15 protein-coding genes are annotated in these 16566 nt (G+C 64.0%); 9 read left to right on the forward strand and 6 right to left on the reverse strand.

What is annotated here, in order from left to right; all coding sequences use genetic code 11:
• The first annotated feature begins 342 nt into the window (after nt 1–342).
• From ACEWPL_RS02730 to ACEWPL_RS02750, 5 genes are all read left to right on the forward strand, one after another.
• Nucleotides 343–2838 (forward strand): PAS domain-containing protein, encoded by a 2496-nt coding sequence (locus ACEWPL_RS02730; RefSeq protein ID WP_393934698.1) that lies wholly within the window; start codon nt 343–345, stop codon nt 2836–2838.
• Nucleotides 2839–3194: 356 nt separating this feature from the next.
• The gene (locus ACEWPL_RS02735) at nt 3195–3737 is read left to right on the forward strand and encodes a hypothetical protein (RefSeq protein WP_393934696.1); all 543 of its coding nucleotides are present in this window, start codon (nt 3195–3197) and stop codon (nt 3735–3737) included.
• Complete coding sequence (locus ACEWPL_RS02740; protein WP_393935370.1) at nt 3731–4132, forward strand: phage holin family protein; 402 nt, start codon at nt 3731–3733, stop codon at nt 4130–4132. Before ACEWPL_RS02735 ends, ACEWPL_RS02740 begins: the two co-directional genes overlap by 7 nt.
• On the forward strand, nt 4122–5354 hold the full coding sequence (locus tag ACEWPL_RS02745; protein WP_393934695.1) for a hypothetical protein: 1233 nt from the start codon (nt 4122–4124) through the stop codon (nt 5352–5354). Before ACEWPL_RS02740 ends, ACEWPL_RS02745 begins: the two co-directional genes overlap by 11 nt.
• A gap of 71 nt (nt 5355–5425) precedes the next feature.
• Nucleotides 5426–6370 carry a YihY/virulence factor BrkB family protein gene (locus ACEWPL_RS02750; protein ID WP_393934694.1) on the forward strand — a complete coding sequence of 315 codons (945 nt, stop codon included), beginning with the start codon at nt 5426–5428 and terminating at the stop codon, nt 6368–6370.
• A 14-nt stretch (nt 6371–6384) separates the two neighbouring features.
• Here the strand turns inward: ACEWPL_RS02750 and ACEWPL_RS02755 are convergent, their stop codons facing one another.
• Nucleotides 6385–7365 (reverse strand): MBL fold metallo-hydrolase, encoded by a 981-nt coding sequence (locus tag ACEWPL_RS02755; protein WP_393935369.1) that lies wholly within the window; start codon nt 7363–7365, stop codon nt 6385–6387.
• 82 nt (nt 7366–7447) lie between these two features.
• Here ACEWPL_RS02755 and ACEWPL_RS02760 point away from each other — a divergent pair, with 82 nt between their 5' ends.
• Nucleotides 7448–8737, forward strand: coding sequence for an ATP-binding protein (locus ACEWPL_RS02760; RefSeq protein WP_393934692.1), 1290 nt, complete (start codon nt 7448–7450; stop codon nt 8735–8737).
• A gap of 33 nt (nt 8738–8770) precedes the next feature.
• Here ACEWPL_RS02760 and ACEWPL_RS02765 read toward each other — a convergent pair whose 3' ends face one another.
• The 4 genes from ACEWPL_RS02765 to ACEWPL_RS02780 all read right to left on the reverse strand — a co-directional run bounded on the left by ACEWPL_RS02765 (nt 8771) and on the right by ACEWPL_RS02780 (nt 14012).
• A complete protein-coding gene (locus tag ACEWPL_RS02765) occupies nt 8771–10009 on the reverse strand; it encodes a GumC domain-containing protein (RefSeq protein WP_393934691.1) in 1239 nt (412 codons plus the stop codon).
• A 162-nt stretch (nt 10010–10171) separates the two neighbouring features.
• Nucleotides 10172–11092, reverse strand: coding sequence for a CpsD/CapB family tyrosine-protein kinase (locus ACEWPL_RS02770; RefSeq protein ID WP_393934690.1), 921 nt, complete (start codon nt 11090–11092; stop codon nt 10172–10174).
• A gap of 3 nt (nt 11093–11095) precedes the next feature.
• Nucleotides 11096–11755 (reverse strand): sugar transferase, encoded by a 660-nt coding sequence (locus tag ACEWPL_RS02775; RefSeq protein WP_393934688.1) that lies wholly within the window; start codon nt 11753–11755, stop codon nt 11096–11098.
• 649 nt (nt 11756–12404) lie between these two features.
• Nucleotides 12405–14012: a peptide chain release factor 3 gene (locus ACEWPL_RS02780; RefSeq protein ID WP_393934687.1), complete on the reverse strand. Its 1608-nt coding sequence runs from the start codon at nt 14010–14012 to the stop codon at nt 12405–12407.
• Between the two features lie 120 nt (nt 14013–14132).
• On the opposite strand from ACEWPL_RS02780, the gene ACEWPL_RS02785 reads away from it, so the two are divergent.
• Nucleotides 14133–14330: a hypothetical protein gene (locus ACEWPL_RS02785; RefSeq protein WP_393934686.1), complete on the forward strand. Its 198-nt coding sequence runs from the start codon at nt 14133–14135 to the stop codon at nt 14328–14330.
• Between the two features lie 10 nt (nt 14331–14340).
• Here the strand turns inward: ACEWPL_RS02785 and ACEWPL_RS02790 are convergent, their stop codons facing one another.
• Nucleotides 14341–15345, reverse strand: coding sequence for a Hint domain-containing protein (locus ACEWPL_RS02790; protein WP_393934684.1), 1005 nt, complete (start codon nt 15343–15345; stop codon nt 14341–14343).
• Nucleotides 15346–15531: 186 nt separating this feature from the next.
• Between ACEWPL_RS02790 and ACEWPL_RS02795 the strand changes: the two genes are divergently transcribed.
• Nucleotides 15532–16311, forward strand: coding sequence for an SDR family oxidoreductase (locus ACEWPL_RS02795; RefSeq protein WP_393934683.1), 780 nt, complete (start codon nt 15532–15534; stop codon nt 16309–16311).
• A gap of 16 nt (nt 16312–16327) precedes the next feature.
• Nucleotides 16328–16522, forward strand: a complete 195-nt coding sequence (locus tag ACEWPL_RS02800) for a hypothetical protein (RefSeq protein ID WP_393934682.1) — start codon at nt 16328–16330, stop codon at nt 16520–16522.
• The last annotated feature ends 44 nt before the right edge of the window (nt 16523–16566 follow it).

Consider the following 16566-nt stretch of genomic DNA (forward strand, 5'->3'; position numbering starts at 1 on the left):
AGGCCCTTTGCAGTCGCCAAACCCTGTCGGGGATGAGGTCGGTTCTCTCACTGGTTGAGCCGATACACTTGGGAGAAACTGGCGACACCCAAGCGCGACCCTGACCTGCACCTTGCAACTCTCAAGCGGTCCCAAGAGGGGGCCGGGGGCCACGCGGCGACCAGTGAACCGGCCGAACGCAAGCACCAAAAGCGTTTTGGAAAAGCGCGGGAGGCCAACAGGTTGCCCCCCTGATCCTGGGTTGCGAACCCGGATCAGCCCTTGCGTGCGCTTGAAATTGACATGGAGTTAATTTCCATAGCATACTGAGTTTTTCGCATCGTCACCAACGGAGGCGCGGGAATGGGTGAGAGTGCCCAGATGAGCATTTCCGGCTCTCTCGATACGCTCCCCGGAGTGTCCACTTTCGTATGGAGTTCCCGGACAGATTGCACGGTTCTGTCCGATCGGGCGCAATCGCTCCTCGGCGTTCCCAGTCCGATCTCGACGGATGAATTCTTTGGCCGCGTCCATCCGGATGACAGGATCGGGATGGAGGCCGAAACCATCACCTTTCTCGAAGCCGGCGGGGAACGCACGCAGGAATTCCGGTTCGTGCGGCCAGACGGCAAGGTCCTGCATCTGATTTTGCACGCATCGTTCGTTCGCGCGCCCGGCTCGGGGCATGATGTGGTGAGGGGGATCTTCATCGACGTCACCGAGGCGAGAGAAAATGACCCGATAAGCGCGGTGCCGGAATGCGAGCTTCTGGGATCCTACGATTTTGACGTGCGGACAGGCATGTCCGTCTGGAGCCCGTCGCTGAGGGGGATGCTCCTGAACCCGTCCGACAGTCCGATCGATATCAAGACGATCCATAGGTATATTCATCCCGAAGATCGCGAGTGGGTAACCGGCAGCATGGCGGCGATCATGCGCCGGTCCGGACCTTACGAGTTCTCTTTTCGCCTTGTCCTGCCAGACGGCCGCACGCTGTGGGTTCGGGACACGGGCCGGGCGCATGCGGCCCGCATTCCGGCCATCGGCAAGGTCGATCGCGTCACGGGCACCCTGACGGATATCACGCGGCAGGCGACCGGGCCGACGTCCCATCTCAAGCTGGCCAGCGATGCGTTCTGGCGCCTGATCGATACCGCACCGGTGGGCGTCTATGCGGTGGACGCCGATCTGCGGATGGTGCGCATCAACAAGACCGGCCTCGCGGCGTTTTTCGAAATCGACGATCTTATCGGACGCGATATCGGGGAGGTCCTGAACATCCTTTGGGACGATCCTTTCGCCTCCCATGCGGTGACGCAATTTCAAAACACGCTGGATACCGGCATGTCCTATTATGCCGAGCCGGTGATACAGGACCGCGCCGACCGCAAGGTGCTGGAGGCCTATGACTGGAGCATCGAGCGCACGATCCTCGACGATGGGCAGCCTGGCGTCCTTTGCTATTTCTATGATCTGAGCGAGCGGGTGCGGGGTGAGCGCGCGCTGGAAGAACAGCAGAAGAAGCTGGGCCTTGCCTATGACGCGGCGCAGATGGGCGCATGGGAGGTGAATCTTGTCACGCAAGAGGTGAGCGGTACGGCGCAACTGGCCAATCTGTTCGGCCAGCCCGGATATTCGGGGGATCTGGGTCAGCTGTGGCGCAACTCGATCCACCCCGAGGACCGCAGGCGCGTCGAGGCGGCCTTCGAGAAGGCGGCGCGACGGGAAGGGGTGCTGGAAGTCGATTTTCGCATCGTGATCGATGCCGATGAGGTCCGCTATCTGGCCGCGAAAGGCGAGGTGGTGCGCAGGGACGAGGGGCGGCCCGTTCGGGTCATCGGGGTCATTCAGGACATAACCAAAGCGAAAGAGACCGAAATTTCCCTGCGCCAAAGCGAAAGCCAGCTGCGGACCGTCATCGACAGTACGCTGGCCTTCGTCGGGGTGCTGGATCCGGATGGACGGGTCGCCGAGGTGAACCAGCCCGCGCTCGACTTTGGTGGCCTCACCCGCGAGGACGTGATCGGCAAGGCGTTCTGGGAAACGCCTTGGTGGGCCTACAAGGCCGAGATCGCCGAACAGTGCCGGCAGGCCGTGGCCAAGGCACAGACCGGCCAGGCCGAGCGGTTCGACGTGGTCGTGCGTGGCAAGGATGATCGGCTGATCACCGTCGATGTCCTGATCATGCCCATCTTCGACGAGGATGGCCGCCTTGTGCGCCTGGTGGCCTCGGGCTTTGATGTATTGGCGCGCGAGGAGGCGCGCGCGCATGCCACGCTGCTCATGGGCGAGATCAACCACCGCACCAAGAATATCCTGACGCTGGTGCAGGCTGTGGCCCGGCAAACCGCGCGTGGCGGCACGGAAGGCTTCCTCGACCGGTTCGAGACGCGTCTGCGCGCCCTGTCGCGTGCGCAGGATCTGCTGCTGGATGGCGGGAGCGACCGGATAAACCTGCAGAAACTGGCCGGATCGCAGCTCGATCATTTTCGCGATCTGCTCGATACCCGCATCCATCTGTCCGGCCCGCCGGTCGAACTTTCGGCCCAGGCCGCGCAGGCGGTGGGCATGGCCCTGCATGAACTGGCAACCAATGCCGGAAAATACGGCGCGCTTTCGAATGAGACTGGCCGAGTCAACGTCAGCTGGGACGTCCAGCCTGAGAGAGAGACGTTCGAAATCCGCTGGGCCGAGCATGACGGCCCGCCCGTTGCCCCGCCCAAGGCAAAAGGCTTTGGCTCGACGGTGATCGACCAGATGACCAGCTCTGCGCTGGATGCGACCGTGTCGCTGGACTACGCGCCGGGCGGGGTGCGCTGGCAGCTGACCTGCGCGCTCGAGGCGTTGAAGCAATCGTAGCGCACGCCCCGTTACAGCCCCCAAAAAAAACGCATAAGATGCGTCGCGCCATCGTGGCGGGCGCTATGTCGGCGATTTTCACGTTCTGACCGGCCGCGACGTCCACGCTAGCGCAGCCCTGCGCGTCGTCCGCCGCCTCGGCGCGATCTTGCCTCGGTCGCCCCGCCGCTGCGGAAAATGTCCTCCAGAACGCGGAACCAATAAGCCGCTGGCAGTCTTGTTTCTACATGTCACTCAGATGTGAAGACACAGGCTGAACGGAGAAAACCATGTACGGAATCTTCTATTTAATCGGATTGATCGTGGTGATCCTCGCCATCCTCAATCTTGCATTTTGAACTCCAAGGGAGAAAATCATGACCGAATCCACCTCGAATAAGTCAGAAGACCTCAAGCAGCAGGCAAAAGCCGCCTCGGCCGACTTGGGCGCCAGCGCCCGCGATGCGACACAGGACGCGGCAGGCGCTGTCCGCGAAGAGGCGACGCGCCGCGCCGAGAGCGCCAAGAGCGGCGTCGCCGACGAAGTGTCGGACGTGGCCACGGCTCTGCGCAAGGCAGCCGATGACATGCGCAATGGCTCGCCGCAGGAACGAACAATCGGCCAGATTGCCGGCGGTCTTGCCGATGTGTCGGACACGATCCGCGACAAGGATCTGGGCCAGATGGCCGAAGAGCTCAGCGGCTTTGCCAAGCGCAATCCGCTCCTCTTCCTTGGCGGTGTCGCGCTCGCGGGCTTCGCGGCAACGCGCTTTGCCACCGCATCGGCGCGGCGCGATAGCAATGATGTGCAGCCCGATCCCTATCAGTCGGCCAGCTCTGTCCATGCCAGCCACCGCCCGGCCAGCCCCAGCATCAACCGGACAGCGGGTGTCCGGCCCACAAGCGGAGGTGCATCATGAGCGATCCAAACAAGAAATCGACCTCGGACATGCTGTCCGACGCGCTGACGCATGTCAGCTCTCTGGTCCGCAAGGAAGTGGACCTGGCGCGAGCTGAAGTGTCGGAAAACCTCAACCGTGCGGCGGTTGCCCTCGGCCTGATCGTGGGCGCTGTCGTCGTCGCTCTTACCGCGTTGAACGTCCTTTCGGCGGCCCTTGTTGCCGCTCTTACCGAAGCGGGCTTGGACGCCGGATGGAGCGCGCTGATCGTCGGCGTGGTCTTTGCCATCATCGCCTTCGTGATGGCGGGCAAAGGAATGAATGATCTCAAGCTGTCCAGCCTGGCGCCCTCGCGTACCGCGACCAACGTCAAGCGCGACGCCACTGCAATAAAGGATGCCTACGATGACAAGTAATGCCAAATCTTCCGACGAAATCGAGCGCGAGATCGAGCGCGAGCGCGCGGGTCTCAAGGATTCCATCAATGACCTGCAGGACCGCTTCTCGCTTGATGGCGCGTTTCAGCAACTGGGCGATCAGTTCCGCGAGCATGGCGGTGAATTCGGTCGCTCGGTCGCGCGTTCGGCGCGGGAAAACCCCGTGGCGCTTGCCCTGACGGGCGCGGGCCTTGCGTGGTTGATGTTCGGAAACAACCGCAAGTCAGAGCGCCGCGATGACGACTACGACTACGATCGTCGCCGCGATGAGGCGCGCTATCGCGGCCGCAGCCTGTCCCACGACCGCGATGTCGATCACGGTGACGTGCCGGATTATGCAGCGCGGCGCGGCGCCAGCTATAGTGGCCCGAAAACCGGGGCCGCACGCAGCATGCGCGCGCAACCCGCCTGGGCCCGCGATTGGGACCGGCACGAGTTGGGCGATATGCGCCACAGCGGCGGATCGCATTCGGGCGGAGCAACGGACGCCGTGCGCGGTGCAGCCAGCGACGCTCAGGACAAGGTCTCTGCCGGCTCGTCCGCAGCGGCAGGCGCGGTCTCTTCGGCGGCATCCTCGGTCCGGGACAGCGCCAGCGATGCGGCGCACAGCGTGTCCGATACCGCCAGCGACGCGGCGCAAGGCGTGCGGGATCGCGCCGGCAACCTCTGGAGCAGTGCGTCCCAGCGGGCCAGTGCGGTGCAGCGCCGCCTGACCGAAGGAACCGAGAACCTGTCCGCAGAAGCGCGTGACCGCATCGCAGCGGCCCGGGCCCGGGCCTTGGATGCAAGTGAGGAGGCCCGGCGCCGCGTCAGCCACGGGGCCGATAAGGCGGCCGACTTCTATGACGAGCATCCGCTTGTCGCCGGTGCGATTGCCTTCGCCGTTGGTGCCGCCATCGCTGGCGCCTTGCCGCGCACCCGCGTCGAGGATGACTATGTCGGCAGCTACAGCGACGACCTTTATGACGAGGCCGAGCGCATCTATGCCGAGGAGGTCGAGAAGGCGCAGAAAGTCGTCAAGGCGGGTGTAGACGAGGCCAAGAACGTCGCGTCGGACCTTGAAGGCGATGTGAAGGACGCGGCCAATACGGCGGCGGACAAGGCAAAATCGGCCGCCAGCCAGGTTGCCGGCGCCGCCAAGGACAAGGCCGAGCAGGAAAACCTCGGTGACGTCAAGGACGACATCAAGAGCAAGAGCTAGGCCAAACGGGGCAGCCTGATACCGGGCTGCCCCGAGTCTTTTTCAGATCAATTTCAGGAAGATATATATATATGACCCATGGCCGCGACGCTCAGAAACCATCCGGAATACCGGCCAAGGGATGGAAGGATATCGCCCTGCGGGTCAAGGACGAGATGGCGCGCGACCATGTCGGTCTGATCGCCGCGGGCGTCGCCTTCTATGCGCTATTGGCAATTTTTCCGGCGCTTACCGCACTTCTGGCCATCGGCGGGTTGATGCTCGAGCCGTCGCAGATCGTGAACCAGCTTCAGACCTTCTCAGAGGTCATGCCCGAGCAGGTCGCCAGCATCATTCTGGATCAGGCGGAAGAGGTTGCCGGCTCGCGCGAGGGCGGTCTGGGCCTTGCGGCGGTTTTGGGTATCCTTCTGGCGCTTTACTCCGCCTCAAAGGGCGTCGGGAGCCTGATCGAGGGGCTCAATGTCGCCTATGACGAGGAGGAAGAGCGCGGATTCATCTGGCTCAAGGTCATCACCTTCGGCCTGACCATTGCGCTGATCCTTGGCGTGATCGTGGCAATGGTGCTGATGATGGCGGTGCCCGCGGCGCTGGCCTTCGTCCAACTGGGCCCGGTGGTCGAGATGGCGGTGACAGCGGGCAGTTGGCTCTTGCTGCTGATCATGCTGTCGGTGGCGCTAACCTTCCTCTATCGCTTTGGTCCCGACCGGGACCGGCCAGAATGGCGCTGGACTTCGCCCGGCTCGACGGTGGCCTGCGTTGTCTGGCTGATCGCCTCCATCGGCTTTGCGATCTACGCCGCGAATTTTGGCTCCTATAATGAAAGTTTCGGCTCGCTTGGCGGGGCGATCGTCCTTTTGATGTGGCTCTGGATCTCGGCCTATATCGTATTGATGGGGGCCGAGCTGAATGCCGAGATGGAAGCGCAGACGCGCTATGACACGACTATCGGCGAGGATGAGCCCATGGGAGAGCGCGGCGCCGAAAAGGCCGACCGTCTTGGCGAAGCCAAGGGCTGAGCCATGCGCGCGAGTCAGCCGCGCCCGTATCCTTGTGGCAGGGCAAAGACAGCATCGGCATGCAGCGGCCCCTGCGCAACTGCCTCGCCGCGGGCGGTGAGGTCGATCAGATGCGCCAGCACGTTGCGCGTAGCGGCACGCATCAGCGCGGCGGGGGTATCCGTATAGATGCGTTCGGCCAACGCCTCGGCTGTGGCCGGACCATGCGCCAGCGCGGCAATGATCGCCGCCTCGCGTGCCGCACGGTGGTGTATAAGCCAATTGAGGCGCCCAGACGGATCTTGAACCGGCGCGCCATGGCCCGGATGCAGGACAGCCGCCCCCAGCGCCTTGAGCCGTGCGCAGGAGGCGACGAAATGCGCCGCATCCCCGTCGGGCGGCGAGACCAGTGAACTGGCCCAGCCCATCACCAGATCGCCCGTGAAGATCGCGTCCCCGGCGGCAAAGCACATGTGATTGCCGAAATGCCCCGGCGTCCAGAGCGCACAGATTTGCCATCCATCCCCACGCAGCACTTCGCGGTCCTTCAGGAGGATATCGGGCGCAAACTCCAGATCCACGCCTTCGCCCCCGCCGATCATGCCATCCGCCGCCAGTTGCGCCATGACAGGGCTGCGGCCTGCGCCGGCATCACCATAGGCGAGCACGGGCGCGCCGGTCTCGGCGGCAATGCGGCGCGCGAGGGGCGAGTGATCGCGGTGCGCATGGGTGACCAGAATATGGCTCACATGCTGCTCGGGTCCCAGCGCCGACAGGATGGCCGACAGATGCAGGTCGTCATCGGGGCCGGGGTCAATCACGGCGATGCCCTTGGTGCCCAGAAGATACGTGTTGGTGCCCCGAAAGGTCATGGGCGACGGGTTGGGCGCAAGAATCCGGCGCAGATCCTGGCCCGGAATGGCGGGTGCCAGCCGCTCGGGCCTGCCGGGCGGGGGATCGAATGAAGGAATGTCGGACAAGGGCGGCACGGCTCCGTCAGGGCAGGGGCAGGGCATTGGCTCAAGGCTACCCGGCGCGCGGCCTTGCGTCCAGCCTGCCGCGTCTTGCGCGGGCAGGGACGCTGGCGTAGCGTCTGCCATGATGTTTCGATGGCTCAAGCGCACCATGCCGCGCGGTCTTTATGGCCGCGCTTTCCTGATCCTGCTTTTGCCGGTCATCTCGCTGCTTCTGGTGGTTTCCGTCGTCTCTGCGCAGCGCCTTTTCGAGGGGGTCACGCGGCAGATGACGACCTCTGTCAGCCGCGAGGTGCGCTTGCTGCTCGAAAGCGATGATCCGGTTCCCATCGCCCAGGCGCTTGCGATCATCTATGTGCCCGCCCGGCCCGATGATATCCCCACGCAGAACCTGCGGCCGTGGTACGACATCACCGGGCTGATCCTGCTGGACGAGATCGAGCAGCTGCTTCCGCGCCTCATGGCGGTGGATCTCAGCGGCGACCAGGTGGTGAACCTCTACTTGGAGGACACTGACGGCCCCGTACGCATGATGATCGACAGGCGGCGCTTCTCGGCCTCGAACCCGCACCAGCTCTTTGTGAACATGATATTTTTCGGCGTGCTGATGACCCTGATCGCCTATCTTTACCTGCGCAATCAACTACGCCCCATCACGCGACTGGCGCGTGCCGCCGAGGCATTCGGGCGGGGCCGCAACGTGCCCTACCGCCCCTCTGGCGCGAACGAGGTGCGGGCGGCGGGCAATGCGTTTCTGGACATGCGCGCCCGGATCGAGCGCCAGATCGAGCAGCGCACCCTGATGCTGTCCGGGGTCAGCCATGACCTGCGCACCCCCTTGACGCGCCTCAAGCTGAGCCTCGAGATGCTGGAGGACGAGGAAGAACGCGCCCCGATGCTGCGCGATGTGCGCGACATGGAGCGCCTGATGGACGCGTTTCTGGACTTCGCCCGCGGCGCGTCCGAGGGCGAGCCTGAGCCTGTTGATCCGGCCAAACTGATCCGCCGCATCGCCGAGGATTGCGCGCGCGCCAGTATCCCTGCGACCCTGCACGAGATCACGGGTGAGGGCACCGTCCCGCTGCGCCCTGTCGCGATCCGCCGGGCGGTGGAAAACCTGATCGGAAATGCCGTGCGCTATGGCACGCGGGCCGAGCTTTCGATGGTGCTGACCGAACGGGCGCTGCGCATCACCGTCGAGGATGATGGCCCCGGCATCCCCGAGGCGCAGCGCGAAGAGGCCTTGCGTCCCTTCGCCCGGCTCGAGCCCTCGCGGAATCAGGACAAGGGGACGGGCGTCGGTCTGGGCCTGTCGATTGCCATCGACATCGTGCGCGCCCATGGGGGCAGCTTGCGTCTGGGCCACTCGGAGCGTCTGGGAGGGCTGCGCGCCGATCTGGTGATCGCGCGATGACCCGTGGCCCATCATTGCGGCGCTGGCCGCGCTCTAACCGTCCAGCTGCCGGGAAAAGAAGCGGCGGCGGCGCTTGGCCGGGGGCATCTGCGGGATCGAGACGACCGGACGCAGACCCAGCGCATGCTCCATCTGCGCGGCCGAGCGGATGATCGGGTGGCGCACGTCCATCGCGAAGGCGGCGAGAACTGCGGCGAGGGCACTGATCACGGCGCCCAGGGCGACCGTCAGTATCCGGGATCGGGTGTAGGGATATTCGGGCAGGGTGGCCGGATCGAGCACGGTGAGCCGCGCGGCCTGCCGCTGCGTCTCCAGACGGTAGGCGACGTCCGCCTCCTTGCGCTTGGCCGCGGCCGCCTCCAGCTCGGTCTGCAGGGCGTCCATCCTGCGCGCATAGTCGTCCAGCTGCCGCTGCACCTCGGGCGTGCCTTCGATCGAGGCGGTCAGCGCCTCGATATTGCGCACCAAAAGGGCGCGCTCTTCGCTCAGACCCATTAGCTGCGCCTGCTGCTCGTTACGGGTGCGCCGCTCGATTTGTGACTGGGCGGGCAAGGTGATCTGGCGCTGCAGGGCGATCATCTGCCTGTCGATGTTCAGCAGCACTTCGTTTAGCCTCGCGATCTCACGCTGGGCGCTCTCGGTTTTGACGGACGTGGCGCTATTGTTGTGTGCGCGGAACTGGCTGACCTCGCGCTCCAGCGCCTCAAGCGCGCTCAGGGCCGCATCCTCCTGCAGCGCAAAGAACTCCAGCGTATCGCGCGACTGATCCAGACGGGTGCTGACGCTGAGCGAAACGGTACGCTGCGAGATCTCATGGGCGAGGGCCCGCGCCCCCTCGGCGGTAGGCCAGTTGGCAGTGATGCGCAGCAAGGACACCTCGCCATCGTCGATATAGCCGTCGCGCGCGGCGTCCACGCCCGAGATCTGAACCGAGGTGCGAATCGCGACCACCTTCTGCGCCTCGGTCAGCGCGGGCTGATCGGCGAAGAGGCCCAGCTCTGCAATCAGCTCCAGAATAGTGCCGCGCGACATGATCTGCTGTTCGATCAGCTGCAGGCGCCGCGCGGAGGAGCCCTGTACTGTGGACGGGGCCATTTCGCCCGGGACAATCGGGCCCTGCATCTGGAGAACCTCGGAGGAGGTATACATGTGCCGCTGCGCTGCAGCGACGATCATGGAGAGGATGAACCCGATAAAAAAGACCAAGAGAACCAGGCCACGGCGGCGGCGCAGCATGTCAAAGAAGTCCTCAACCGAAAAAATCGATCCCATCCGCTGGCTGTCCCCGCCCTGATATCGTCCCCCGGCGGACAGGCTGGAGGGCGCGATGATGTCATGCCGCGATCCATCACATGGTAAAGGGGCAACAATATGACAGGGGGATGCAGGTCGCGTTGTTACGCGGAAGAACGTTTGGTTTGCGCGCGGCGGCGCTCAGGCCGCGCGGCGGCGCCCGGGCCGGGTGCGGTTCAGGATCACGCCCAGCAGGCGCGATTTGCCTTCGAGGCGCAGCTTGCATTCGGTAATCTGGCTGCCCAGCGTGCGCGTGGCATCGGCAACCAGCAAGACCCCTTCGACCTGCGGAAGGAACGCCTCGAGATCGTCATGCTCCAGCATGGGAGGCAGGTCATAAAGAGTGATATCCGGCCGCAGCGCATCCAGCGCCTTGTTCAGAACCAGGCTCGTGCGGCGCGCGTGGAGCAGCTCCGAAGGGTTCGGTGCACGGCCCTCGCCAAGCCCCAGCGCCAGCGTTTCGGCTGGTCTGACCAGATGATCGTGCACCGACACATCGCCGGACAAGAGGCGCTGCATGCTGCCGCGCGCCTTGATGCCCAGTATCGCGGCGATGGAGGGCGCGCGTTGATCCATGTCCATCAGCAGAGCGCGCGCGTCGGGGATGCGCGCAATCGATAGAGCGAGGTTCAGCGCGGTAAAGCTGGCGCCGCAGCCCAGCGTCGGCGCCGCTATGGCGACGCGCGACCAGCCTGCGCTATGCATCGTGCGCAAGAGCTGCGTGCGCAGATCGTCAAAGGCCCGGAGCATCGCAGGATCATGGCCGATCATCTGCATCTGTGCGTCGATCGGCGCCCCGCCGTGGCAGAATGGGAGCAATGGCAGCTGGCTCCAGAGGTCAGGTGCAAAGTCGGTGCCGCGCGCGGGCAGATCCACGCTGTCCATGCGGCTTCCAAACGGCTCCACCGCGGGGGGGGTGGCCGGATCGCGGGTGCCCCATCGGGGGACCAACATCTTGCCATTCACGCGCCGGGTCAGTGCCAGATCGAAAGGCAGATCCTGCAACTGGCGATGGGGGCAGGCGGCTTGCCTCGCGCCCCCGTCGCGGTAGCGCTGAAACATGGCCTAGACTCCCGTCCGCTTGATCACCGCGCCAATGGTGCGCCAGAGTATCCGCGCATCCTGAGTGAGGGACAGGTCGTAATCATAGGCTGTGTCCAATGCAACGCGGGCGCGAAACGCGCTCGTGCTGCGCTGTGAGACCTGCCAATAGCCGGTGATGCCGGGCCGTAGCGCAAAATAATGTTCCGCATCGCCATAGAGCGCCAACTGCTCGGGCAGCATGGGGCGTGGGCCGACCAGGCTCATGTCACCGCGCAGCACGTTCCACAGCTGGGGAAGCTCGTCCAGCGAGGTCTTGCGCAGGAAATTTCCGATGCGGGTGATACGCGGATCGCGGCGCAATTTCTGCGCCTTGTCCCATTCGGCGCGCAGGGCCGGATCGGTTTCCAGATGCGCCTCCAGGAGGTCGTCGGCGTCACGCACCATGGTGCGCAGCTTGACGATCGAGAAAGACTTCCCACCCTTGCCCAGACGGGCCTGGCGATAGAACGGCGCGCCGCCCTCGATCCAAAGAAGGAGCGCCGAAAGGCCGATCAACAAGAGTGCGATCGGTGCGCTCACCATGACAAGGGCGATATCCAGCGCACGTTTGCCGCGGGAGCGATAGAAGCCGGTATGCGGCTGGGGGGCGGGCTGCGCCGCGGGCGGTGTAGGGGCGGGCACGGCGGAAGGCACCGCCCGGATCGTCGAATAGGTTTTAGGGTAGACGGGACGCAGACCCCGGGTCGCGCAGTGGGTTGGCATTGATACGCGTGCCGCGGGCGACGAAACATCGGTATGCATTTCTGACATGGCAGACTTACTCACTCAAAACTGCGCGGCCCCACATCCGCGCGAAAACAAAAAAGCTGCCCCGATATCTGACGTCGCGGGATCTACGCCCCGTCACTATCCGGGGGCGGCCAAGGGACCGCCTCCGAAGATCGGAATGTGCCGGTATGGGACACCAAATGGCGTCCATATCGACACGGTTGAACCTAACACCGCTCACCACAATCTTCAGACAAATCTAACGAAACATATTGTTTCTGGTTCCACCTGAACCAGTGGCGAAACGCGGTGCCAGATGCAACTCAAGCGTGTCAATTTATTGACAAAATGACACGGCCGGTTCGAACGGTGCCCATTGTTTCGAAAAGCGACCGTTCGCCAAATTGACGACATCTTCCTTATAAAGGATTGAGGCGAAAATGCAACTTTCTTGTGGCAATCGATTAACCAGGAAAGATGCCTTTCCCGGAAATCCGGAGCGAAAAAAGTAGCGGTTTCAGGAGGTGCTCACACCCGCAGTCACCTGATTCTCGCGCTTGGATCAGACCATCATTTCCTTGGTCGCCGTCAGGCGAATGTCCGGGTAATCGCGCTGCACACGATCGATATCCCATTGCAATCGCGTCAGGTAGACGACATCGCCGTCGTTGTCATGCGCAATATGCGCCTGGTTCGCCTTGATGAAGGCGTCGATGGCCGTCTGGCTGCCCTGAACCCATCTTGCGGATGTGAATTGCGACGGCTCGAACCGGACGGGCAGGCCGTATTCCAGCTCGATCCTGCTGGCCAGCACCTCGAATTGGAGCGCCCCGACAACGCCGACGATGAAGCCTGAGCCGAAGGCGGGTTTGAAGACCTTGGCCGCGCCTTCCTCGGCGAACTGCATCAGGGCCTTTTCCAGATGCTTGGCCTTCATCGGATCGCCCGCGCGGGCGGTCTGCAAGAGTTCCGGCGCAAAGCTGGGAATGCCCGTGACGCGGAGGGCTTCACCCTCGGTCAGCGTGTCGCCGATCCGCAGCTGGCCGTGGTTCGGAATGCCAATGATGTCGCCGGCCCAGGCCTCCTCGGCCAGTTCGCGATCCGAGGCGAGGAAGAGAACCGGGTTCGATACCGTCATCGGCTTTTTCGAGCGCACATGAGTCAGCTTCATGCCGCGCTTGAAATGCCCCGACGCCATGCGCAGGAACGCCACGCGGTCGCGGTGCTTGGGGTCCATGTTGGCCTGCACCTTGAAGACGAAGCCGGTGACCTTGGATTCTTCGGGCGCGATCTGACGCGGCTCCGCGCTTTGCGGCTGGGGCTGGGGCCCATATTCAGCAATGCCGCTCATCAACTCCTTGACGCCGAAGGAGTTGATAGCTGACCCGAACCAGATCGGGGTCATATGTCCTTCCAGCACCGCCTGCGGATCGAGTGCCGGAAGCAGTTCGCGCGCCATCTCGACCTCCTCGCGCAGTTTCGTGACCAACTCGACGGGCAGATTTTCGTCCAGCTTGGGATCGCTGAGGCCGTTAATCTCGATGCTCTCGGCCACCTTGTTGCGGTCGGCGCGGTCCATCAGCTCAAGCCGGTCGTTCAGCATGTCATAGCAGCCCGCGAAATCGCGGCCCATCCCGATGGGCCAGCTGGCGGGCGTCACGTCGATGGCCAGGTTTTCCTGAATCTCGTCGATGATATCGAAGACATCGCGGCTTTCGCGGTCCATCTTGTTACAGAAGGTCAGGATGGGCAGATCGCGCAGGCGGCAGACCTCGAAAAGCTTTTGGGTCTGGCTCTCTACGCCCTTTGCGCCGTCGATCACCATCACGGCGGCATCCACCGCCGTAAGCGTGCGATACGTATCCTCGGAGAAATCCGAGTGGCCGGGCGTGTCGACGAGGTTGAAACGGAAGTTTTTGAAATCGAAGGACATGGCCGAGGCGCTGACCGAAATGCCGCGATCCTTCTCCATCTGCATGAAGTCCGAGCGCGTGCGCCGCGCCTCGCCCTTGGCGCGAACCTGGCCCGCCATCTGGATCGCCCCGCCGAAAAGCAGGAATTTTTCGGTCAGCGTCGTCTTGCCCGCATCGGGATGCGAGATGATCGCGAACGTGCGGCGACGCGCGATTTCGGGGGGCAGATCGGGGCGGTTTGAGGCGGTGTCCAGCATGCCGCCGCGTATAAGGCGGCGCGCGCGGGCGCGCAATGGGGCGCGCGACCTGCCGGAACGAGGAAGGGGCGCGCGGCGTTTCTTTTGCATCACGCAAGATTGCAGCAAAGGAGAGATGTCATGAGCGCGAAGAAACCGGGCGAAGGCCCCGCCAAACCCGACAATGCCAAATCCGCAGCCGATCCATTTGGCGCGCCGAAGAAAAAGCAGGACGGCAAGTGGACACATGCCGCGATGGACGAGGCGCTGCGCGAGCCACGGCTAGACGGTAACGATGACAAGGTCGCCAAGGAAGAGCTGGACGCGGAGAAGAAGTGAGTCCGGCGCGCTAGCGGGTCGAGGCGCGGCGCAGGATCTCGGCGGCATCGGGCATGTCGACCAGCTGCGATTGCACCTCGAACTCCATATGCGCGCGGTGGTCATGGCCGGGCTCAGTACGCGACAGTGTCTCGCTAAGATCGGCGGGCAGAACGCTGCGGGTGCGCGGATCGACCAGCATCGTCTCGGCGGCGATCCCCTCGGCATAGATGATCTGATGCTCGTCAAAGAGCAGCTGGAAGTAATCGACGAAGCCGCCGCGCTCCTGCACGATGCTGCCGCCGTTGACCAGATGCCGCGCGCGCACAAGCACCTCGTGACGTCCGGCGCCCAGCGCGTCCGAGCGCTGATAGATGAAAAGGCGGCTTTCCGGGCTGACCACCAGGTCACCCGAATTGTTCAAGGCGCCTGCGCGGATGCGAATGGGGGCGAAATCACCCACAGCGCGCGCGGTCGCGGAGCCGATCCAGCGCAGCGGGCGGGGACCGTCATCGCGCGTCAGGATCACATCGCCGGGCCGCAGATCCTCGATTGGGGTCTGGGCACCCGAGGCCAGCGTGACATGCGTGCCGCGCGAAAAGGATACACAGGCGACCTCGGCAAACCGGGTTTGCGCTGAGGCGCGGTCAATTCCCACCAAAGTAAATTCGGTGCGGGACGTCAGGGGGGCGAGGGGCAGGACATAAACCGCCTCGACATCGCCGCGGGGATCGACCTCGACCAGGATCAGAAGCTCGGTTGTGATGCCATTGGCCGTCATCATCGTCAGCGCCGCATCCAGGTGCACCCGGTGACCGGCCGTGCCCAGCGCCGATCCTTCGGCAATCTCCATGACGCCCGCGCGTGCCGGCTGAACGGACAGACGCACGGATTGGGCGCGCAAGCCCAGCTCGTATACGTCGTCGAGATCCAGCTCGTCCGCAAAGGATATGGGATCGCCAAGGTTTGCGCCATTCACGACGCTGATGTCGCGGGCGCAGAACACGGGCAGGATTTGGACAAGGCCGTCGGTCATGTAATGTCGGTCCTCCATTCCGGCGTCCGGGTCAAGTATTTAGCACGCGCCGAAAAATCCTTTTGGTCCCATTTCGGCTGACATAGGGTCAGGGGTATCGACCGATTGTGGCAGCGTCGCGTCGCGCTGCGGTACAATATAGGGCAAACCGCTATTCGCGGCAGGAAAGCTTTGGGAGAAGTCTAGATGGATATGGGTCTGAACGGAAAACGTGCGCTGGTATGCGCCTCCTCCAAGGGGCTAGGACGGGGCTGTGCGCGCGCATTGGCCGCAGAGGGCGTGAACCTGGTGATGAACGCGCGCGGCCAAGAGACGCTGGAGGCCGCCGCCGATGCGATTCGCGGCGAATTCGGCGTGGAGGTGACCACGGTGGCTTGCGACATCACCACCCAAGAGGGCCAGGCCGCCGTGCTGGAGGCGGCGGGCGATCTGGACATCCTCGTCACCAATGCGGGCGGTCCGCCGCCCGGCGTCTGGAGCGATTGGGACCGCGACGATTTCATCAAGGCGCTGGATGCAAACATGCTGACGCCCATCGCGCTGATGAAGGCCGTGCTGCCCGGCATGATGGAGCGCGGATGGGGCAGGGTGGTCAACATCACCTCGCAATCGGTCAAGGCGCCGATCCCGGCTCTTGGCCTGTCGAACGCGGCGCGCACGGGCCTTACCGGCTATGTCGCGGGCACCGCCCGGCAGGTGGCGCCGCATGGCGTGACGATCAACAACCTCTTGCCCGGCATCCACGCGACCGACCGAGCCGTGCAACTCGATGGCGGCGTCGCCGAGGCGCAAGGCATCTCGATGCAGGAGGCCCGCGAGAATCGTTACGCCACCATCCCGGTGCGCCGCTATGGCACTGCGGATGAGTTCGGCGCCGCCTGCGCGTTCCTCTGCTCGGCTCAGGCGGGCTTTATCGTGGGGCAAAACCTGCTGCTGGATGGCGGGGCGATTTCCTCGACCATGTAAGGTGATTCACCGGCCCATGGCGCGCTGGTCCTACAATGTCCCCTTTTCAGCAGCCATGGCGGGCGCCGCCCTCTACTTCGCGCGCCGCGCGGACTGGGCCGCGGCAAAACTGCCGGGCGTCCATAAATACGAGCAGTTTTTGCGGATCTGCGGCCTCGTCCTGGGTATCGGCTTCGCGCAAACGCATGCCAGGGCGCGTCGGGCCGTCTGAGCCATAGCGCTTGCAAGCGCGGGGGGGCGTTGCTATCTGCCGTT

The sequence above is a fragment of the Roseovarius roseus genome, from assembly GCF_043355935.2.
In the GTDB taxonomy this organism is placed as follows: Bacteria; Pseudomonadota; Alphaproteobacteria; order Rhodobacterales; family Rhodobacteraceae; genus Roseovarius; species Roseovarius roseus.